22 protein-coding genes and 1 riboswitch are annotated in these 18,621 nt (G+C 65.1%); of the genes, 7 read left to right on the top strand and 15 right to left on the bottom strand.

Annotated features, from left to right (window positions below):
- The first annotated feature begins 168 nt into the window (after positions 1 to 168).
- Positions 169 to 1,824 carry an AAA family ATPase gene (locus ABD53_RS16340; protein WP_160309601.1) on the top strand — a complete coding sequence of 552 codons (1,656 nt, stop codon included), beginning with the start codon at positions 169 to 171 and terminating at the stop codon, positions 1,822 to 1,824.
- A gap of 131 nt (positions 1,825 to 1,955) precedes the next feature.
- Here ABD53_RS16340 and ABD53_RS02170 read toward each other — a convergent pair whose 3' ends face one another.
- Positions 1,956 to 2,207, bottom strand: coding sequence for a hypothetical protein (locus ABD53_RS02170; protein ID WP_047864032.1), 252 nt, complete (start codon positions 2,205 to 2,207; stop codon positions 1,956 to 1,958).
- 246 nt (positions 2,208 to 2,453) lie between these two features.
- On the opposite strand from ABD53_RS02170, the gene ABD53_RS02175 reads away from it, so the two are divergent.
- Complete coding sequence (locus ABD53_RS02175) at positions 2,454 to 3,215, top strand: response regulator transcription factor (protein WP_053057561.1); 762 nt, start codon at positions 2,454 to 2,456, stop codon at positions 3,213 to 3,215.
- Between the two features lie 40 nt (positions 3,216 to 3,255).
- A complete protein-coding gene (locus tag ABD53_RS02180) occupies positions 3,256 to 4,002 on the top strand; it encodes a sensor histidine kinase (RefSeq protein ID WP_053057562.1) in 747 nt (248 codons plus the stop codon).
- A gap of 137 nt (positions 4,003 to 4,139) precedes the next feature.
- Here the strand turns inward: ABD53_RS02180 and ABD53_RS02185 are convergent, their stop codons facing one another.
- Positions 4,140 to 4,532, bottom strand: a complete 393-nt coding sequence (locus ABD53_RS02185) for a response regulator (protein ID WP_047864033.1) — start codon at positions 4,530 to 4,532, stop codon at positions 4,140 to 4,142.
- Between the two features lie 195 nt (positions 4,533 to 4,727).
- Between ABD53_RS02185 and ABD53_RS02190 the strand changes: the two genes are divergently transcribed.
- The 3 genes from ABD53_RS02190 (at position 4,728) to tenA (ending at position 8,228) form a co-directional block, all read left to right on the top strand.
- Positions 4,728 to 6,035 (top strand): HEAT repeat domain-containing protein, encoded by a 1,308-nt coding sequence (locus ABD53_RS02190; protein WP_047864034.1) that lies wholly within the window; start codon positions 4,728 to 4,730, stop codon positions 6,033 to 6,035.
- Positions 6,032 to 7,462 carry a glycosyltransferase family 2 protein gene (locus ABD53_RS02195; RefSeq protein WP_200900245.1) on the top strand — a complete coding sequence of 477 codons (1,431 nt, stop codon included), beginning with the start codon at positions 6,032 to 6,034 and terminating at the stop codon, positions 7,460 to 7,462. The genes ABD53_RS02190 and ABD53_RS02195 overlap by 4 nt, the downstream gene beginning before the upstream one ends.
- 82 nt (positions 7,463 to 7,544) lie before the next feature.
- Positions 7,545 to 8,228 (top strand): thiaminase II, encoded by a 684-nt coding sequence (tenA, locus tag ABD53_RS02200; protein ID WP_053057563.1) that lies wholly within the window; start codon positions 7,545 to 7,547, stop codon positions 8,226 to 8,228.
- A 110-nt stretch (positions 8,229 to 8,338) separates the two neighbouring features.
- On the opposite strand, the gene ABD53_RS02205 is transcribed toward tenA, so the two are convergent.
- Positions 8,339 to 8,818, bottom strand: a complete 480-nt coding sequence (locus ABD53_RS02205; RefSeq protein WP_047864036.1) for an Hsp20/alpha crystallin family protein — start codon at positions 8,816 to 8,818, stop codon at positions 8,339 to 8,341.
- A gap of 200 nt (positions 8,819 to 9,018) precedes the next feature.
- Between ABD53_RS02205 and ABD53_RS15575 the strand changes: the two genes are divergently transcribed.
- Positions 9,019 to 9,513 carry a helix-turn-helix domain-containing protein gene (locus ABD53_RS15575; RefSeq protein WP_053057564.1) on the top strand — a complete coding sequence of 165 codons (495 nt, stop codon included), beginning with the start codon at positions 9,019 to 9,021 and terminating at the stop codon, positions 9,511 to 9,513.
- On the opposite strand, the gene ABD53_RS02215 is transcribed toward ABD53_RS15575, so the two are convergent.
- The 12 genes from ABD53_RS02215 to ABD53_RS02265 form a co-directional block, all read right to left on the bottom strand.
- Entirely contained in the window at positions 9,510 to 9,716 is a 207-nt protein-coding gene (locus tag ABD53_RS02215) for a ChaB family protein (protein WP_047864037.1), read from the bottom strand. The two genes, ABD53_RS15575 and ABD53_RS02215, sit on opposite strands and share 4 nt — an antisense overlap.
- A gap of 44 nt (positions 9,717 to 9,760) precedes the next feature.
- The gene (locus ABD53_RS17770; RefSeq protein WP_268778261.1) at positions 9,761 to 9,895 is read right to left on the bottom strand and encodes a hypothetical protein; all 135 of its coding nucleotides are present in this window, start codon (positions 9,893 to 9,895) and stop codon (positions 9,761 to 9,763) included.
- 117 nt (positions 9,896 to 10,012) lie between these two features.
- Positions 10,013 to 11,518, bottom strand: coding sequence for a DUF2254 domain-containing protein (locus tag ABD53_RS02220; RefSeq protein ID WP_152670527.1), 1,506 nt, complete (start codon positions 11,516 to 11,518; stop codon positions 10,013 to 10,015).
- A gap of 88 nt (positions 11,519 to 11,606) precedes the next feature.
- Complete coding sequence (gene thiL, locus ABD53_RS02225) at positions 11,607 to 12,560, bottom strand: thiamine-phosphate kinase (RefSeq protein ID WP_053057565.1); 954 nt, start codon at positions 12,558 to 12,560, stop codon at positions 11,607 to 11,609.
- A 59-nt stretch (positions 12,561 to 12,619) separates the two neighbouring features.
- Positions 12,620 to 13,570: an NUDIX hydrolase gene (locus tag ABD53_RS15580; RefSeq protein WP_053057566.1), complete on the bottom strand. Its 951-nt coding sequence runs from the start codon at positions 13,568 to 13,570 to the stop codon at positions 12,620 to 12,622.
- A complete protein-coding gene (gene thiE / locus ABD53_RS02235; RefSeq protein ID WP_053057567.1) occupies positions 13,567 to 14,295 on the bottom strand; it encodes a thiamine phosphate synthase in 729 nt (242 codons plus the stop codon). Before thiE ends, ABD53_RS15580 begins: the two co-directional genes overlap by 4 nt.
- Entirely contained in the window at positions 14,268 to 15,029 is a 762-nt protein-coding gene (locus ABD53_RS02240) for a YqjF family protein (RefSeq protein WP_200900246.1), read from the bottom strand. Before ABD53_RS02240 ends, thiE begins: the two co-directional genes overlap by 28 nt.
- Positions 15,030 to 15,033: 4 nt before the next feature.
- Positions 15,034 to 15,558, bottom strand: coding sequence for an energy coupling factor transporter S component ThiW (gene thiW / locus ABD53_RS02245; RefSeq protein WP_047864039.1), 525 nt, complete (start codon positions 15,556 to 15,558; stop codon positions 15,034 to 15,036).
- Between the two features lie 14 nt (positions 15,559 to 15,572).
- A complete protein-coding gene (thiM, locus tag ABD53_RS02250) occupies positions 15,573 to 16,382 on the bottom strand; it encodes a hydroxyethylthiazole kinase (RefSeq protein WP_047864040.1) in 810 nt (269 codons plus the stop codon).
- A complete protein-coding gene (gene thiD / locus ABD53_RS02255) occupies positions 16,382 to 17,179 on the bottom strand; it encodes a bifunctional hydroxymethylpyrimidine kinase/phosphomethylpyrimidine kinase (RefSeq protein ID WP_235401252.1) in 798 nt (265 codons plus the stop codon). The genes thiM and thiD overlap by 1 nt, the downstream gene beginning before the upstream one ends.
- Positions 17,180 to 17,246: 67 nt before the next feature.
- Positions 17,247 to 17,810: an energy-coupled thiamine transporter ThiT gene (gene thiT / locus ABD53_RS02260; protein ID WP_047864042.1), complete on the bottom strand. Its 564-nt coding sequence runs from the start codon at positions 17,808 to 17,810 to the stop codon at positions 17,247 to 17,249.
- A gap of 39 nt (positions 17,811 to 17,849) precedes the next feature.
- A riboswitch (TPP riboswitch) is annotated at positions 17,850 to 17,982 on the bottom strand.
- 69 nt (positions 17,983 to 18,051) lie between these two features.
- Positions 18,052 to 18,594 (bottom strand): NUDIX hydrolase, encoded by a 543-nt coding sequence (locus ABD53_RS02265; protein ID WP_152670528.1) that lies wholly within the window; start codon positions 18,592 to 18,594, stop codon positions 18,052 to 18,054.
- Between the last annotated feature and the right edge of the window lie 27 nt (positions 18,595 to 18,621).

An 18,621-nucleotide genomic window follows, 5' to 3' on the forward strand; every position in this document is an offset into this window, starting at 1 on the left:
GTTGTGGAGCGTATGTTGATAGTTTGAGCTTATCTGGAACAGAAACGCGGTAGACGATTCACGAACGCTCGTTTTTGATTTAAAGAAAACTAAATATCATGACGTAGACTTACACACATGTTGAGCTACGTTGAATTGAAGTTTGGGTCAGCCTCAGGAGCTACACCGTTGGGCTTTGACCCTGGTACTGTAACTATCTTCGTTGGCCCCAATAACTCAGGCAAGAGCTTGTTGCTAAGAGAGATGGAGCAATACATAGTAGAGCAGCAAATGCCAGATACCAAAATCATTGCTTCTATCGTTCCTCGGCACATGGATGCGGATGCGATAGATCGAACGATCGAAGAAAGGGAAATTACGCCACCCACTGAACATAGTTCTGGTGGTCCCGGGACTGTTTTTGTACGTCGTCCTAGACCTGCGGGAGTTAGTTCAGGTAGGTCTGCAGGCTGGGTTAGGCCTCATCACATCAAGGAGTCCATGAGGCAGGTCAGCACTGCGACAACTAATGGGCATCCCGATATAAGAGATGTGTTCCACAACTTACTAGCACTATTTCTTATAAGGTTGGACGGTCTATCCCGCTTTCAGCTAACGCAGCCGCAACCAGCGGGAGACTTGATGGCTGAACCAGAGAATCACTTAATGGCTGTGTTCCAAGATCCAGACGCCCGAGCACGCATGCGGGAAATCACTTATGAGGCTTTTGGAGAATACTTTGTACTAGACCCAACCAACATAGGCCAACTTCGTATTAGATTCGCTGATAGGCCACCTGAAGATTCTTCCGAAGAGCAAAACTGGGATGATCGTACAAGAGCTTATCATTCTGAAAATGTACTGATAGACGAAAAAAGTGACGGGGTCAAAGCATTTACTGGACTGGTCGCAACACTATTGAGCGACGACTATAGAGTGATGTTGGTAGACGAGCCAGAGGCGTTCTTGCACCCGGTGCTAGTCAACAAGCTGGGATCTAGAATGACTAAGATAGCCGCTGAACGTGGCGCCAACGTTTTTGCCTCTACGCACAGTTCGGAGTTTCTAATGGGATGCGTAGAAGCCGGTGATGTAAACGTCGTCCGGCTAACTTACAAAAATGGCTCTGCTAGCGCCAGACATCTTCCGGCTGATGAACTCCGGGAATTAACTAGCGTCCCGCTATTGCGGTCAACGGGAATTCTTAGCGGGTTATTTTACGAGGGCGTTGTAGTCTCGGAAAATGATACTGACCGAGTGATCTACCAAGAAGTCAATAACCACCTTCTAGAGGCTAGAGCCGGAGGCGCGTCAGACACTTTATTCGTTAACGCCTACGAAAAGTCCACGCTGCGGCGCATCATTGAACCTTTGCGTAATATGGGGATTCCGGCAGCTGCCATTACGGATCTCGACATTGTTAAGACCAATGATTTTAGCAATCTGCTGAGATCGGCAGCAGTACCAGAAGCTACGAGAGACTCGTTGAACACTCTCAGAAGCCGAGTAAAGCAAGCCTTCGAACGTGGTGGTCTCGATATGAAGGATGTCGGTATTGGGGGCTTGGCAGGCAGCGACAGAGAGGATACACAAAACCTCATAAACGCCACTGCCGAGTATGGCATATTTATCGTACCCGTGGGAGAGCTCGAACACTGGTTTCGTAGAACGCACTCACTGACAGACCAGCCAGGAAAAAAGTCCTGGGTTCCTTGGATTCTAGACCTTATGAATACGCGCCCAGAGCTATTTGAAGTAGAGGACGACGACATCTGGGCTTTCCTAAGACAAGTCGGAGAGTGGGTAGAGAACCCTGAGAGGAAAGGAATGCCGAGGCAACCGTAGTCTTGCTTCACAAACGGTGGTTTTTGAGATAATAGCCATAAAGAGCTCCCTGATAGCCGGTCGCTGAGAAGGGCTTCTCTGACCATCGGGAAGCTCTTCTTGCTCTTATGGTAGGCGTGTTCATCCTATAATCATTCGTCCTCTTCCGCATCCTCCGCTTCCTCTTCTATCGCAGCGGCGGAGGTAGCTATAAAGACCAGCTCCTTGCCCCTGTCGGGGTAGTCCACGAGCTCCACCTCTCCGGTTATGGCTACCTGCTCGTCTATTAGCTCTTCCACGTTCTGTACGGCGGAAACCTCGACCTCCACGCGCAGGACGTAGCCCGTGTGCTCGCCCTCATCTCCGGTGTCGTGTCTCTGTAGACGTCCCTCCAGATAGGCCACTCGTCTCTCCTTTCGCAGTTTTGTGAGAGTGCAAGGCATTGTAGATGCTTTGCGGGGCGAGAGGGCGGGGTCTTGCCGTTGCGGGAGGCTTTGGTGAACAGTCGGTGGTCGTCGTGGCGAGCCCGGCTCCGTGGCCTATATTCCTCCGCGCGCCAGAGACAGGATGACCGTGTAAACGGCTACGGTTTATACTCCGCGCGTAGGCGCCAGCTACTCGAGCTACTCAACCGACGCGGGGTGGTCCTTTTGGCGGATACCGTGGTAGAGGTCCTGATCGTCGAAGACGATCCGGTGATACTCAACACCCTCTCCTACAACCTCTCCCGGCAGGGGTACAGCGTAAGCAGCGCGGCCTCCGGCTCGGAGGCCCTGAAGCTCGCGCGCGGGTCCAGGCCGGATCTCATCCTGCTGGACATCATGCTCCCCGGGGAGTCCGGGCTGGACGTGTGCTCCCGCGTCCGCGCAGAGGATAACGACGTCGTGATAGTCATGATCACGGCCAAGGACGCCGAGGACGACAAGGTGCGCGGCTTCGAGGCCGGCGCGGACGACTACGTGACCAAGCCTTTCGGCATGAAGGAGCTATCCGCCAGGATCGGCGCGAACCTCAAGCGGAGCCTCGCGCAGTCCCCGGGCGGGCGGGGCAGGATCATCGAGGCCGGGGACCTGGAGCTCGACACCAAGAACTTCGTCGCCCGGGTCAAGGGGGAGCCGGTGGAGCTCCGGCTAAAGGAGTTCGAGCTGCTCGTCGCGCTGGCCTCCGCCCCCGGCGAGCTCAAAGGCCGCGAGGAGCTCGCCAAAGAGGTCTGGGGGCACGCCGGGGTAGGATCTTCCCGTACCATAGACGTTCACGTCCGCCGCGTACGGGCCGCCCTCTCCGAGAGCTCCGGCTACGAGTACATATCCACCGTCCGGGGCCGGGGCTACCGCTTCGAGGCCCGGCCCGCAGAGGATACGGAAGACGGCCCCGAGAGCTCCCCGGTATCTTCGACCGGGATCGCGGAGTAGCGGCGTCCGGCGGCCGTCCGGGAAAGGTTAGCTAGAGGAGTTGGCGCGACGGCGCGAAGATTCCGAGCCCGTAACCCCGGCGGAGCTCGCGCGGGTAGACAGGATGCGGCGCGACTTCGTGGCGAACGTCTCCCACGAGCTAAAGACCCCCGCCACGAGCCTCCAGCTCCTCGCTGAGAGCCTGCTGGAGGTGCTCGACGATGATCCCGGGCAGGCCCGTTTCTTCGCCGAGCAGCTAAAGAGCGAGACCGGCCGCATGAACCAGCTCATCTCCGACCTGCTGGACCTCGCCCGGCTCGAAAGCGAGGAAGGCGTCCCGGACCCCCGGCCCGTGGACGTGCGCTCCGTACTCATGGTGGTGCTCGCTCGCATGAGACAGGTCGCCCGCGGCAAGGAGATAGATCTGCGCTGGAAACGCTACGGCGAAGCCTCCCGGTACATCATAGAGGGCGACGAGACCCAGATCACCTCCATGTTTACCAACCTCGTGGACAACGCCGTGAAGTACACCCCGCCCGGCGGCGTGGTCGAGGTGATAGGCGACGCCGCCGGGGGCGGAATCTCCGTGAGCGTGTCCGACACCGGGATCGGCATCCCCCGGGACAAGCTCTCCCGGCTCTTCGAGCGGTTCTACCGGGTGGACAAGGCCCGCTCCAAGGAGACCGGCGGCACCGGACTCGGGCTCTCCATAGTCCGGCACATAGCCGAGAAGCACGGCGGCCGGGTCTCCGTGCAGAGCGCCCCCGGAGAAGGCTCCACCTTTACCGTACATCCCCCCCGCCGGTAACCTCCGGTAACCGCTGGTAACCACCGGCAGCCTCCGGCAGGATCAAGCGGCTTCGAGCCAGAGACCGGACGTGCGGCTCGCGGCGTACCTGGCGGACCCGGCCCGGCGGTTGGCAGAGCCCCGGTCCGGGTCCGGGGCTAGCCTCTTCTACCGGCGCGCCACAGCACGGTCCGCACCCGGGCAGCGAGCTCGTCCGGCGAGAAAGGCTTTACCACGTAGTCGTCGAGACCGGCTTCCAGCCCCTCGATTATGTCGCGCTCGCCGTGGCGGGAGGTGAGCATTATGACCGGCAACCCGGCAAACCCTTCGCTCTCCCGCACGCTGCGCACCAGCTGCAGGCCGTTCATCCGGGGCATCAGGCTGTCGGTAATGAGCAGGTCCGGCGCCTCCTCCTCGAGAAGATCCAGCGCCTCCCATCCGTCTTCGGCCTCCTCGATCTCACACCCGAGCCCGGAAAGCTTCACGGTGACGATGCGGCGCACCACCCTGTCGTCGTCGGCCACGAGTATCCTGGCGCCTTCCAACTCCATACCAAAGCCCTCCTCATCACAAGACCTCACGGGCGTGAAGCATCCTGATGTACGCGATTTGTACACAATTTGGTTGTACTCGATACAATTTGCCCTGTCAGGGTCTCATAGAGTTCCCGGACACTATAAATATAGTAGACAACGTCCGACAATCTAGCCGGGATGTATGGATCTAGCTCTGACATATCGTACGTGATGCTGATAGTGGTGGCGCTCATGGCGTTTCTGATACTCGCCTTGATCCTCGCCACGGCGGGCGTAAAGTCCGCCCGTCATGCGAGAAACCTCCTCCGGAAATCCCGGCGGAGACAGATAGAGCCGGACCTAGAACGCTTCCTCATCGAGGGGGACTCCTCGGGCCTGCACGGCCTTCACAGCCTTCACAGAGGCGATAGGGATCGCTATCTGGCCCCACTCATGGTGGAGCGCATGGACGTGCTCCGGGGATCGGAGAGGCTCCGCATAGCCGGGCTCGCGGGGGAGCTGGGGCTGCTCGACAAGTATCTGCGCGACCTCTCCTCGCGGGGCAGGTGGCGCAGGGCCCGGGCGGTGGAGCGGCTGGGCTACTTCGGCGGGCCGGACGAGGCTCCGGCGGTAGCGGCTCTCCTCGCGGACGAGGACGAGACGGTGCGGGCCGTGGCGGCCCGGAGCCTGGCCCGCATAGGCTCGGAGGCGGCGGTCGAGGCCCTGGTCCGCACCCTGGACGACCCATCAGAGCTGACCCGCCTCCGGGTCGCGGAGAACCTGGACCGCGTGGGCCGGCCCGCCGTTGCCCCGCTGGTGGCGCTGCTCGAGGAGGCCGCGGTGCCCCGGGCAGGGTCCCGTGGGGAACGAGCCCCGTACGGACCGGCCTTCGCCTCCCGGGTGCTCGGGGGGTTGCGGGCCCAGGAGGCTCGCCCGGCGCTCCGGGCCGCCGTCCAGGGCGACGACGAACCCGACATCCGGGCCCAGGCCGCCCGGGCGCTGGGCATGATCGGAGACACGGAGGACGTGGCTCTGCTGGTAGAGGCGGCGGGCGACAGGCAGTGGCCCGTCCGGGTCCAGGCCGCCAACGCCCTGGGCTCCATCGGGGAGCCCGAGACGGCACCCGTACTGGAAAAGATGGTCGCCGACCGGGAGTGGTGGGTGAGGTCGGCCTCGGCCGGCGCGCTCGCGAACATGGGACGCCCCGGCGAGGACGCCCTCGTCGGCCTGCTCGGCTCCCCCGACCGTTACGCCCGCGACCGGGCCGCCGCCACCCTGGAGAGGAGAGGCATAACCCGCCGCTTCATCAGACAGCTGCCGCTGGAGAACGCCCGGGGAGAAAGGGCCCGGGCGGCGCTCTCCGCGCTGGCCGCCAGCGGCGTCACCCGGCACCTCCACGACCTCCTGCAGGAGATGCCGGAAGGCGAGGAGAAGAGGATGCTGGAGGGTATCGTGCAAGCGCAGGGTAAGGGAGCCGGAACAGAGCCGGATACCTCAAGCCAGAGCCCCGGAAAACCCGGAGAAAACCGGGCGTCTTGAGCGTCTTGAGCGTCGCCGGCTTCATCCTGTGGGTCAACTACGCGATACTCGTCTACTTTCTCCTGATAAACGGGTTCTACCTCTTTCTGTACCTGATGTCGTTCGTGAAAATCTCGGACTACGCCCGGCGGGAGGCGTTCTCGGGCCTTTCGGAGCTGATGGTCTCGCAGTACGCGCCCCCGGTCTCGCTCATAGTCCCCGCCTACAACGAGGAAGCAACCATAGCGGCCAGCGTCCGCTCCTTTCTCGCGCTCCACTACTCGAGTTTCGAGGTCGTGATCGTCAACGACGGCTCGACGGACCGGACCATCGAGATACTCCGGGAGCAGTTCGGCCTGACGGAATCCGATCAGCCGGTAAGAAAGCAGCTACAGACCAGGCCGATAAAGGCGGTCTACGCCGCGGCCTCCGAGAGCCTGATCGTGGTGGACAAGGAGAACGGCGGCAAGGCCGACGCCCTGAACGTCGGTATCTGCGCCGCGAACTACCCGATAGTGTGCTGCATAGACGCCGACGTAATCCTCGAAGAAGACGCGCTCCTGCGCATAGCGCGGCCCATGATCGAGTCAGCCGACGTCTCCGCGGTCGGCGGCATAGTCCGGGTGGCCAACGGCTGCGAGGTCGACTCCGGCAGGGTCGTCGAGGTCGGCACCCCCCGGAGCGCGATCCCGAACTTCCAGATCGTGGAGTACCTGCGGGCCTTTCTCGCCGGGCGCACCGGCTGGGGCGTGCTGAACGCGCTGCTCATAATCTCGGGGGCGTTCGGCATGTTCCGCCGCCGGGACCTCATAGCGGCGGGCGGCTACGTCCACGACACCGTCGGCGAGGACATGGAGCTCGTCACCCGGCTGCACCGGGTACTGCGCGAGGAGAACCGCCGCTACCGCATAGAGTTCATCCCGGACCCCGTCGCCTGGACCGAGGTGCCGGCTACCGTGAAGGTGCTGCGCCGTCAGCGGGACCGCTGGCACCGGGGCCTCATAGACACCCTCGTCAGGCACCGCAGGATGTTCATGAACCCCCGATACGGCACCGTCGGGATGCTCGCGATGCCGTATTTCTTGTTCTTCGAGTTTCTGGGCCCGGTGATAGAGCTGACGGGCTACGCGGCCTTTGCCCTCGGCCTCGCGCTCGGCTACCTGAGCTTCGCCTTCGCCGCGGCATTCTTCCTGGTCGCGGTGGGACTCGGGATCGTGCTCTCGGTCGGGGCGATCTTCATGGAGGAGCTGCGGCTCAAGCGGTACCCGCACTGGAAAGACCTCGCCAAGCTCACCTTCTACGGCGTAATAGAGAACTTCGGCTACCGCCAGCTCGTCACCGTGTGGAGGTTCCTCGCCATAATCTCCTTCCTGCGCAACAACCAGTCCTGGGGCTCGATGGAGCGCCGGGGCTTCGACCCCGCCAAACGCTCGAAGAAAAAGGGCTGAACTCTACTCCCACCCTCGCCGGAGCCCTTCCTTCCCTGCGCTAGACTCCGTAACGATAGTGGAAGCGGAGAAAGGAGCCGCATTGCGCGACACGCTACCGGAGCAGAGGACCGGGTTCACCGCGGAGCTGTGGGGCCGCGCCAGGCCCGTGTACGAGCGGATACTCGGCCACCCGTTTCTCGCCGGGCTCTCCGACGGCACGCTATCCGGGGACCGCTTCAGACACTACGTTACCCAGGATGCGCTCTACCTGGCGGACTACGCCCGCGCCCTGAGCCTCGTCGGCGTGAGTTCCGGCGAGGGCGAGACGCTGGAGATGTTCAACCGGCACGCCGGGGGAGCCATCGTCGTCGAGCGCGAGCTACACGGCGGCCTGCTGGCCGGGCTCGGGGTCTCGGAAGGGGACGCGGAGCCCGCCCCGACCACCCTGGCCTACACGAGCTATCTCCTGAGGACCGCGGCCCTCGAGCCGTATCCAGAAGCCCTGTGCGCCGTGTTGCCGTGTTACTGGATCTACCGCGAGGTAGGCGACGCCCTGGCCGAGAAAGGCTCCCCGGAGGATCTATACGACGACTGGATACGGACCTACGCGGGAGAGGATTTCGACTCCCTAGTCTCGGAGGTGCTCGACCTCACCGACCGTGCGGGCAGGAAGCTCTCGGGACCCGAACGGGAGAAGGCCGGGCGCGCCTTCGAGACCGCCGCCCGCTACGAGTGGATGTTCTGGAACATGGGCTGGACGCTTGAGGGCTGGCCCGTGGGGTGACCCGTGGACTGCCCCCGCGCACCGCACGTATCCCGCGCGTAAACGCGTAGAGGAGGGCCGAGGTATCCGGCCCTCCTCTACAAACCCACTATGGAGCCCGTGGGGACTCTCTAGCTCTCGGAACCCTCGACCTGCCCCTGCGAGCTTTCGGAGCCCTCGACCCGGATGCGCTCCGGCTGCCGCACCTCGGCGGCGCCCTTCAAGGTCACCTCCAGCACGCCGTCGTCGAAGCGGGCGTGGACGTCGCCGCCGCTAACGTTGTCGGGAACCCTGAAGCTGCGGCTAAACGAGCCATAGTGCAACTCCCGGGAATGATACCCGGAGCCCTCACTCTCCTGCTCGTCCTGGCGCTCGCCAGAGATGGTCAGTACCCCGTTGGAAAGCGTAACCTCCAGGTCGTCCTGCTTTACGCCCGGCAGCTCGGACCTGAGCACGAGATCCCCACCGCGGCTCAGGACGTCCGTGGCCGGACTCAGCAACTCCGGCTGCGCCTGCCGGACCGGACGCCGGCCAAACCTGCCGACCATCTCGTCCAACATCCGGTTCATCTCACCCTGCGTGTCCATAAAACCCCTGAAAGGACTCAGCATATCCGCCTCCTTCTGTACTCCCCCGCATCCTCGCGGGCTTCCTCCGATTACGATCCCATAATAGCCCTTTAATACAGTTTTTCAACAGCTTTTCTACAGAAATTTACGAAATTTTTCCAGTTAATCTCGTGTTTTAATATGTTCGTCACGGGCTTACGATTACGGGAATTGCGGGAGTCAGGGAGCGGGAGAAGAAGGCGATGCAGGAGCGGGATGTCGGCGGGTATTTGATACGGGTTCGCAGGACGCGGATGTGGACCCAGGGCGAGCTCGCGCAGGAGGCGGGGGTTAGTCCGACGACGGTTTCCGGCATAGAGAGTGGCAAGATCTCCCGGCCCCACTTCGGCACCTTGAGGAAGCTGGCGCGGGTGCTGGAGGTGAACCCGCAGGATTTTTTCGAGCAGGAGCCGGCGGAGGGCGTAGGTAGATCCCCCGCCGCCCTGAGTCTGAGATGGGCGAGATCCACGCGGGATCTTGAGTTCGAGCGCGAGCTGGACCGCGCCTCTTTGCAGGGATTGAAACGGCTGATCCGGATACTTGAGGAGGAGCGCGGGCGGCTGCAGGGGCTCTATGGTGAGTTTCCGCCGGGTAGCGAGGAGCGGCTCCGCGTCAAGGGCGAGCTACGGCACATCGCCGCGCGATCCGAGTCCGTCTCCACGTCTATGCTATTCCACCCGGAGAGGCGAGAGGGTTAGCGGTCCTCCTTGCGGCGCCACTCGCCGTTTTCATCTTTCGTGTACTTCGTCTCTACGGTGCTCCAGGCCACCCGGTGGGCGCGGCTCTCCTCGCCGTACTCGTCCAGCGCGCCGTTGAAGGCCTCCTTGTAGATCTCCTGCGCCGGCTTCGGCAGGTTGTCCTTGACGCCTTTCGGCAGCTCGGTAATCTTTTCGTAGGGCATATTCTCCTCCTGTTTCACTACTCTCGGGGGAGCCGTACCCACTCTCACCTGACACTACTCCGGTAAAGAAACCCTACGGCCAAAAACAGTGCCGCCATGTATATAACGGTGCGGTCGGCAAGCTCGGGGAGCAGGACGCCCACGATCAGGGCCGCGGCGAACACGAACCGGAGCATCATAAGAGCATCATAAGAGCGTCATTATGCTAGAAACCCGGCCCTTCCGCCCGCGCCGCGGTTACCTCACCTCTCCACTCTTCCTCGTCTGCTCGCCTGCTCGTCTATGTATTCGTCCATCTATCCGGGCCACCGAATCTGGCCATCATCCCGGTCCCCTTGTCCCGTATCCGAGAGCACGGCCTCCACCTCCCGCCGCACGCCATCCGCGCCGGGCAGATCCCCGCAGAACCTTGCGACGTCCCGGAGATCATCGGCTGCTTTCTCCCGCAGCCCGGTCTCCAGCAGCGGGGCGCCGAGCCTTACGGCGTGTAGCGCCAGGTTTGCGGCGTCACGGGGGTCCGTGATCTCCTGCGGCGCCAGCCGGGCCACGGCGAGCGCGCGCTCCCACAGTGAGTAAAGACGCTCCTCCATCGGGTTGGCCCGCATCGCCCGGCCCACCAGCTCCAGAAAGCGGTCCAGCACCGCGACCTGTCCGCTGGTAAATGCGGAGCGCCGGATCTGGTCCAGCCCGAGCCCGACCACGTCGTCGAAGCCATAGTAACCGACCCGCAAGATCACCTCTGAGCCCTGTAGCTCGTAGTGATGCAGCCCGCCCGGCATCTTCTTGTCTCCCAGGGCGATCAGAATCGCCTCTATCCGGTCCATCGCCTGCATCGAGGAGGTGGGGTCGTTCACCCCCGGTGAAAGCCCGAGTATGGCGATGTCTGCGAGCTGCCTGAGTCCGAAGGCGAAGTCCTGCTGAAAGGAACGCTCCTTACCCGTGATTATCGCCTTGTGCAACTTATCTTCGATCTCACCGTCCATCTCCACCCCCTCGGAGGCCCAGATCCTGGCTATTGGCAGCCCGGCGGAGATGAAGAAACCCTGGCCAGAAGGGAGGTCTACGAACGTCTTGCCGCCCCCGTCTCCCGAAAGACCTCCAACAACCTCCGCTATCGAGCGCCGGTCCAAGTGCTGTACGTACCCACTCTTCCGGCAGAGCAGCACCGCTGGCGCGCCCCCGGTTACGGGGGGCTCCTCGGCATCCGTCCGGCTATCTCCCTCCAGGTCCTCGAGGTCCCGGATGTATCGCAAGGAGTCGAGGTGGGCGCCCTTGACGATGGACGAGGACTGGATCATGTCCGCGACGTGGTGGATAAAGTAGATGAGGAGACCGACGCAGCCGAGCGCCAACAGCATGGCAACCGTAAGCCCGAGTACCGGCACGAAAGGCTCTGCCGAGGAGCCGGTCGGGGTGCGGATTATCCGGAGGACCTGTATGCAGTAGGTAAAGGTGCCCAAGAACGTTCCGAGCACCACCTGTATCCCCCGGTCGGCCAGGAAGTTCTGCATCACCCGGGGTGTGTACTGTGAGGAGGCAAGCGTCAACGTTACTATGGCCAGTGAGAAAGAGGTGGCGGTGACCGTTATGATGCCGCCGGATATGGCACCCAGCAGCGAACGCGCGGCGTCTGCGCCCCCGGAGAAGATCAGCGGCGACCCCGTCACCCCGGACACGAACCTCCTGTCCGCATACTGCATAGCGAAGAACAACAAAAGGCTCGCGGCCACCAGGAGAGCCGGCACGAACCAAAAGCTGGAGTTCAGCCTGCCCCACAGAAAACTCAACCTCCGCTTTAACAAGCACACTCCTAATATCTCTGGACACGAAAAGCGTACCCTTTACCCGGATACGCGCCAGCTTCACCGACCCAAGCCTCAACTACCCATTCTAGCCCCCGGTGGAGAAGTGGTCCCAGCCAGAGAGCGACTCCTGCCTCTCGCCGCGCCGCAGAAACTCGACTCCGGGGTGGGCCGTGATCTCGCCCACCACGCTAACCGGCGTGCCGCAGGCCGCACGCATCCGGTCCAGCGTCTCCTCCGGGGCGGCCACGAGCAGCTCGTAGTCCTCGCCGCCGGTCGCCGCGAGCATCCCCGGGTCACGGCCCTCCGACTCGGCAAACGCCCGCGTGTCCCCGGCTACCGGCAGCCTCTCGAGCTCTATGCGGCAACCAACCCCGCTGCGCTCGCACAGGTGCCGCACGTCAGAGGCCAGGCCATCCGAGAGGTCTATCATCGCCCGGACCCCCGCCGCCGAGGCCGCCCTGCCGGCCTCCACCCGGGGCTCTGGGCGCAGGTGCCGCTCCGCGAGCCGCGAAGCCTCTGTCCCGCGTCCGGCCTCCAGCGCCAGGAAACCGGCCGCCGAGGCCCCGAGCTCCCCGGTTACCGCCAGGAGATCCCCGGCCCGGGCCCCGCTCCGCAGCACCGGCTCCCCACCCGCCGGAACGCCCCCGATTATCGTGACGTCCACGGTGAGCGCCGCCGCCCCGGTGGTGTCGCCCCCGAGCGGGTACACCCCGAACTCCCGGGCGGCCTCCAGCATTCCTTCCATGCACCGCAGGGCCGTCCCGGAGTCCGGTGACCCGCCGGAGCAGAGTATGAAGCGGGGCTCGCAACCCATCGCGGCCACGTCGGACACGTTCACGGCGACCGCCTTGTAACCCACATCCTCCGGCGTGGCCCAGTCCAGAAAGTGGTGCCCGTACACCAGCATGTCAGCCGCGACCACCCACTCCGCATTACCGAGCCTTACCACGGCGCAGTCGTCGCCTATGGGCACCACCACCTCGGGCGGCCTCTCCGGCAGCCCGTCATACAGCCTGCGTATAACCTCGAACTCTCTCACCGGAGCGCGGTCTTCACATTCTGTATTTTTGTATTATAGTGTTGATGCACATTCACGATTCAGGCTCTCCCGGCACGGTTCATGCGCTCGATGGCGGACCACAGGTCTTGTATCTCGCGGGGTTTGTACCAGGTCTTTAGGCTCTCCCACTCAGATCTCGTGGCCCAGACGTGGGCGTCGTGGGCCTCGTCTTCGAGGCGTATTGCTCCGCCTGTGTAAGGCGATACGAAGCCGACGCCGGCGTATAGCTCGTGGTCGTCGGGGCCGCGCCAGGGCTCTACCCGCGCCCACCACGCCGGCCCGGGATGAGCGTCTACTCCGGTCTCTTCCAGGGTCTCGCGGCGGGCGGCGGCGGCGAAGTCCTCGCCCGGCTCCAGCATGCCGCCGGGGTTCTCCCAGAGGCCGACGGGCGGTTTGCGGCGGCGCAGGAGCAGGGCTCGCGGCTCTGTATTATCGTCGCCCGGGTTCACGAGCACCGTACCGGCCCCGAGGTTCGCAACCACCTCTGCGGGCTCCCGGGATTCGGAATCACCGGGGCCAGTGCCGGGGGTGGCGCGCGGCGGTGAGAAGGGCGCGGAGGGCGTGGAGGGCGTTACGGGCAGGGTGTCGAGCACCCGGGGGACGCGCCGAATGTCATCCAGGCTCCACCAGCTAGGCAGGGTGAGCCACTCCTCTACGGTGGCCCAGCGGTGATCCAGGTGCTCGGCTGAGAGGCGTACCGCGCGCTCGGTCTCGACGGGGGCCCGGGAGGCGAAGAACACGCTCCCGAGGAGGTCTCCGGCGTTACCCCCCGGCCGTGGTCCGACCCAGGTGGCGAGTATCCTTTCGGGGTGCAGGGAGAGCCCGGTCTCCTCTTGGAGCTCGCGGATCGCCCCGGCGGAGAAATCCTCGCCGGGGGCCAGCCGTCCGGCGGGCGGCTCCCAGGTGCCGCCCGGGCGTTGTAGGAGCAGCATCCGGTCGTCGGATAGGACGGGCAGGATCCCGGAGACGAGCGAGGCTCTGACGCTCAACCGGTGGCGCGGGACCGGGGAGCCGGGGGCAGGTAGGCGCGTAGCTCGCGGGCGGCGGCGGCCGGGTCTTCGGCGTCCAGCACGGCCCGTACCACGGCGAACCCCGGCGCGCCCGCCTCGGCCACCTCGCCGGCGGTCTGCAGGGTCACGCCGCCAATGGCGAACCACGGCACCGGCGGCTGCTCTTGGGAGAGGGCACTGACAAGCTCCAGCCCGCCGACGTCGCCGCCGGGCTTCGTCGGGGTGGCGTAGACCGCGCCGACGCCGAGGTAGTCCGCGCCGTTTCGCAGCGCCTGCCGGACCTCCTCGACCGTTCCCGCGGACCTCCCGATCACGGCTTCCGTTCCGAGAGTCCGGCGGGCCTCGGCGGTCGAGGCGTCGTCCTGGCCGAGGTGGACGCCGCACTCGATGCCCTCGGCGGCGCAGAGCCGGGCGAGCTCCAGATCGTCGTTTACCGTGAAGATCGCTCTGGAGCCGCCGGAGCCGTCGGTGTCTCCGGCAAATCCGGTGTCGCAGGCGGCCGAGATCTCCCGCGCCAGCGGCAACAGCTCTGCCGCAGGCCGGCCCTTCTCCCGGAGCTGCACCACGTCTACCCCGCCCCGCACGGCGGAGCGTACCCTCTCGGCGAGATCCGGGCGCGGGTCGGTAACGAGCAGGAGACGGGCATCTTGCAGCCGTTGCCGGGGCCCGGTCGGGCTCAACTTCCGACCCTGCGCGGCGCCCACGCGACGACCTCCAGCCTGCGGGAGAAGTGCAGGAGGGGCGCAGAGTCCGGGAGCTTCAGGCCGATCTGGCCGGTCATCTCCAGCTCGGAGACCTCGGCCTCGGCGGGCTGGAGCCGCCAGTCGTCGTGGTGGATCTCACCCCGCCGCAGCCGGCCCGCGCTATCGGCGGCGTAGAGACAGTAGCGATCCGTTAGGAATCGCTCCAGGTCTCCGGCCTCCACGGGCGGCCCGGTTGGCCGGTAGCGGGCCGTGAAGCGCGTGTCGTGGGCGCGGCGGTGGGTACGGACGCTGCGGTAGTCCACGCCGTCAGACCCGTGCGGGCGGCAGGACATGGCCGCGTCGTAGTACGGCAGGCTGAACGTGGCGCGGGCCAGGCGCACGGCGAGCGGGTTGTGGGCGTCGAGGCTGAAGAACCAGATCCCCGGCTTGCCGCCAGCGGTCACGTAGGTGCGCAGATTCAGCTCCGGGAAGTCCGAAACGTGCGGCACGCCGGGCAGGTACCGGGGACTGACGCCGCTCATCCTGAACGGGACCACCCCGAGCCAGGCGCTGCCGTCGAAGGTGTCGAGATCCAGGGCCGGCGGTATAAGGGGACGGAGCGCGTCGTATCCGACCGGCCAGTGCATGAAGAGCAGGTCGTGCCAGCGCATCGAGAGCGCCCACCGCCCCTCCGGCGGCGGATAGGGACGATGATCCCCGCGCTCTAGCAAGCTGTTTTCGGCGCCGTCCGGCATCCCTCTATCCTAGCACCCGGCTTCCTCGGAGCACCCGCAGCAGGAAGTACCCGATCACTGCGCCCGGGATGGCGGACAGCGCGAACGACCCCGCGAGCACCAGAAACCCGCTGGTCGCACCGGAGAGCCCGGCGAGCGGCGCGAACAAGAGGGCACTTAACGAGGCCCCGATCAAGACCGTCCCGAACGGCTCCGCAAAGGCCGCCGCGTCGCGTCGCAGGGCCCGGTAGGCGAATCCGACCGCGAGCGCGCCGAACGGGCTGCCGGGGAAGGCGAAGATGCTCCCGGTTCCGGTTGCGAATCGCAGGGTCGCGGTAACGAGCGCCGAGCCCGCCGCCCACCACGGCCCGAGCGCGACCCCGGCGATTACGTTGATCGCGTGCTGAAAAGGAAACACCCGCGCCCCGCCGACCGGCACCGAGAACAGCCCGAGCAACACCCCGAGCGCAGCCAGTAGTCCGGCAAGAACGAGCTTGCGGGTAAGCCCGGAGACCGCACTCCCTTCCTGACTTCGAGTGCCGCTGTTCAACCTAGGTATCCAAACTACGTCTCTCGCACCCGCGGTTCGCCCAGGCCTCCAGGGTCCTGCGCGAACCGGGCGAGCGCATCCAGCAGCCGGGGCTCGAAGGTCCCGGGGCCGTCGGCATCCTGAGCGGCGGCCTCTCCGGCGCGCCCGAAGTACGCGAGCGCGGCTGCGGCGGTCTCGGGGTCGAGGCCGTCCCGTGTGTCCTGTACGGCGGCGAAGCAGCCAATGGCCGCGGTCGAGGCGCAGCCGGTGCCCACGACGCGGCCCATGAGCGGGTGTCCATTCTCGACGGCCAGCGTACCGCCCGGGCCGGAGACGTAGTCGGTGGGGCCGGTCGCAGCCACGGTGGTGCCGAGCGTGCGGGCGGCCTCCACGGTGGCCTCCCGGGCGTCGCCGTTTTGTAGAGAGAGGCTCTCCACGCCGCGCACCTCGCCGGAGAGCCCGGCGAGCGTCGCGACCTCCCCGGCGTTGCCGCACACCGCGGCGACGGAAAGCTCCGAGAGCACGCGCTCTGCGGAGCGGGTCCTGAGCGCGGTGGCCCCGGCTCCGACGGGATCCAGCACGACCGGCGCGCCCCGGCGGTTCGCCTCTTTTCCGGCGGCGAGCGCGGCCTCCACGAAGCCGGGGTCCAGGGTGCCGAGGTTTATCACGAGGGCGGAGGCGGCGGAGGCCATCTCCTCTACCTCCTCGGCGCTCTGGGCCATCACCGGCAGCGCCCCGGTGCAGAGTGTGACGTTCGCCACCAGGTTCACGGTGACGTAGTTGGTCAGATGGTGTACGAGCGGCCTGCGCTCTGCGAGCCTTTCGAGTGCTTCCGTCGCCTCCACTAAAGATCCTCCTCCGGTAGCGTAATTACCCCGCCGAGGGCGTGGACGGGTCCAGCCCCGGCCCCGATCTCGTCCAGCCCGTGTCTCACGGCCCCCGAGGCCACCTTCCGTGCCCGCCAGGCCGCCGCCTCCAGCCCGAAACCCCGCGCCAGGAAGCTTGCCAACGCCGAGGAGTGGGTACAGCCCGCGCCGTGTGTCGCCCGGGTGTCGTGGAGCTCGCCTTCTATTCGGATAAACGTCTCGCCGTCGTAGAGCAGGTCGTCGCCGCTCGCGGTGTGGCCGCCGGTTATGAGCACGGCGCGCGGGCCGAAGCCGTAGAGTATCCTCGCGCACTCCTCGATACGCTCCTCATCCACAGGCTCACCGGGCAGGGCCAGGGCGAACGCCTCGTTCACGTTCGGCGTGATCGCGGCCGCCAGCGGGAACAGCCCCTGCTTGTAGATCTCGACGGCCTCGTCTTCCAGGAGCACTGCGCCACTCTCCGCGACCATTACCGGGTCCACGACGAGGTTCGGCAGCCCGAGGCGTTGTACCGTCCGCGCGACGGCGGAGATGATCCCGGCACTGAAGAGCATCCCGGTCTTTACGGCGTCAGCGCCTATGTCCGTGGCGACGGCCTCGATCTGCTCCGCCGCGACCTCCGGCGGCAGGGCGTGAATACCCTCGACCCCGAGGGTGTTCTGGGAGGTGGTCGCAACGACCGCCGTCGTCCCGTACACCCCACAGCGCAGAAACGACTTGAGGTCGGCCTGTATCCCGGCGCCACCCCCGGAATCGCTGGTGGCGACGCTGATCACCCGCTCCAATCCTCCTCCTTCCGGTAGTTCGTCAGCTGAATAATCAGATGCATCACCAGGCGAATCATCAGGTGGCGCGGGCCGCCCCCTCGTGGGCCTCGACCTGCCGCCGCGACGGCCTGGCCTGGGCGAGGGCCGCCAGCAATAGCCTCACCCCGACCACGGCTATAACCAGGCTCGGCACCAGGTACACCGCGTTGTAGGCGGCCGAGTACACGGCCGGATTCCAGCCCTCGGGCGCGTAGGTGGCGAAGAACACCACACCGCTAAAGAAGTGCGCCACGAACCGGGCGGCGGTGGCGGCCAGCGTACCCAGGATGGTGCCGAGCGTCGTCGGCCGGAAGAGCCCGGCGAGGCCCAGCGCCCCGAACGCCACCGGATAGTCGAGCAGCACCTGGACCGGGTGCACGATGAACGGATCCACCATCAGGCTCAGGAAACCGTACACCACCCCGGCCAGCACGCCGGGCACGACGCCCTGACGCAGGGCGAACAGGATCAAGGGCACCATCTCCAGTGAGATGGACCCGCCGAACGGTAAATCCAACAGCTTCACGAAGCTAAGCACGAACGCGAGCGCTATGGCCAGCGCCGCCTCGGTAAGCACCCTTACATTCCGTACACTTCCCACCGCGACCTCCCTGTCTCGACTACGAAGGTAGCGGGGAGGCTCACGGCAAAAGAACCTCCCTGCGCCGGCATTATCCGGATCAGGTCCACGGGTCGGTTACCAGACGCTTCTTACGCTCCTCACGAGCTCCGTCCGGCACCCTCTCAGCCTCTCGGCTCCCCGGTTGCCTATTAGACGTTAAATGTACCCTAATGTATCGCCACGGGCAAGCGCACCGGCGGTCTCCTTTACGCGAGCACGGCTATTCTTTCGCCGTCACCCCGGAGGCCCACAGGAGCCCGAGAACCGTGGTGGAGGCCGTGATCTCACCTGACCGCACCTTGGCGAGGGCCTCCGCGAACGGCATCTCCACCGCCCGCAGAAATTCCGTGGGCTCCGGCTCCGGTCCGCGCCCGTCGGGCACCGCCCGGCAAGAGAACAGGTGACACACCTCCGTGCTGCGGCCCGGGCTGGTATGTACGGAGGTGAGGTGCTCCAGCGCCTCCGCCCGGTAGCCGGTCTCCTCCAGAAGCTCCTTGCGGGCGGCCTCGCGCGGGTCCTCCTCGAGCTCCACCCCGCCTCCAGGAAGCTCCAGCGTCGTGCCGCCGACGGGCTGGCGGTACTGCCGCACGAGCACGACCCCGCCGGCCTCCGTAACGGGCACCACCACCGCGAACCCGGAGCTTTCGAGCACCCCGTACTCTATGCCGGTCCCGTCCGGCAGCGTAACGTCGTCCACCCGGAAAGAGCACCACGGGCTCCGGTACAGGTACTCCATCCCGAGCGTGCGCCAACTCTCACTCACAGAACCACAGTATAGTGCCCAAGTAAG

The sequence above is a fragment of the Rubrobacter aplysinae genome (assembly GCF_001029505.1).
Classification (GTDB): Bacteria; Actinomycetota; Rubrobacteria; order Rubrobacterales; family Rubrobacteraceae; genus Rubrobacter_A; species Rubrobacter_A aplysinae.

Bases quoted from the DNA above. Each gene is read 5' to 3' on its own strand.
- ABD53_RS02185 (WP_047864033.1), bottom strand. From the start codon at position 4,532: ATGGAGTTGGAAGGCGCCAGGATACTCGTGGCCGACGACGACAGGGTG.
- ABD53_RS02190 (WP_047864034.1), top strand. From the start codon at position 4,728: ATGCTGATAGTGGTGGCGCTCATGGCGTTTCTGATACTCGCCTTGATC.
- ABD53_RS02205 (WP_047864036.1), bottom strand. From the start codon at position 8,818: ATGCTGAGTCCTTTCAGGGGTTTTATGGACACGCAGGGTGAGATGAAC.
- ABD53_RS15575 (WP_053057564.1), top strand. From the start codon at position 9,019: ATGCAGGAGCGGGATGTCGGCGGGTATTTGATACGGGTTCGCAGGACG.
- ABD53_RS02215 (WP_047864037.1), bottom strand. From the start codon at position 9,716: ATGCCCTACGAAAAGATTACCGAGCTGCCGAAAGGCGTCAAGGACAAC.
- ABD53_RS17770 (WP_268778261.1), bottom strand. From the start codon at position 9,895: ATGATGCTCCGGTTCGTGTTCGCCGCGGCCCTGATCGTGGGCGTCCTG.
- ABD53_RS02240 (WP_200900246.1), bottom strand. From the start codon at position 15,029: ATGCCGGACGGCGCCGAAAACAGCTTGCTAGAGCGCGGGGATCATCGT.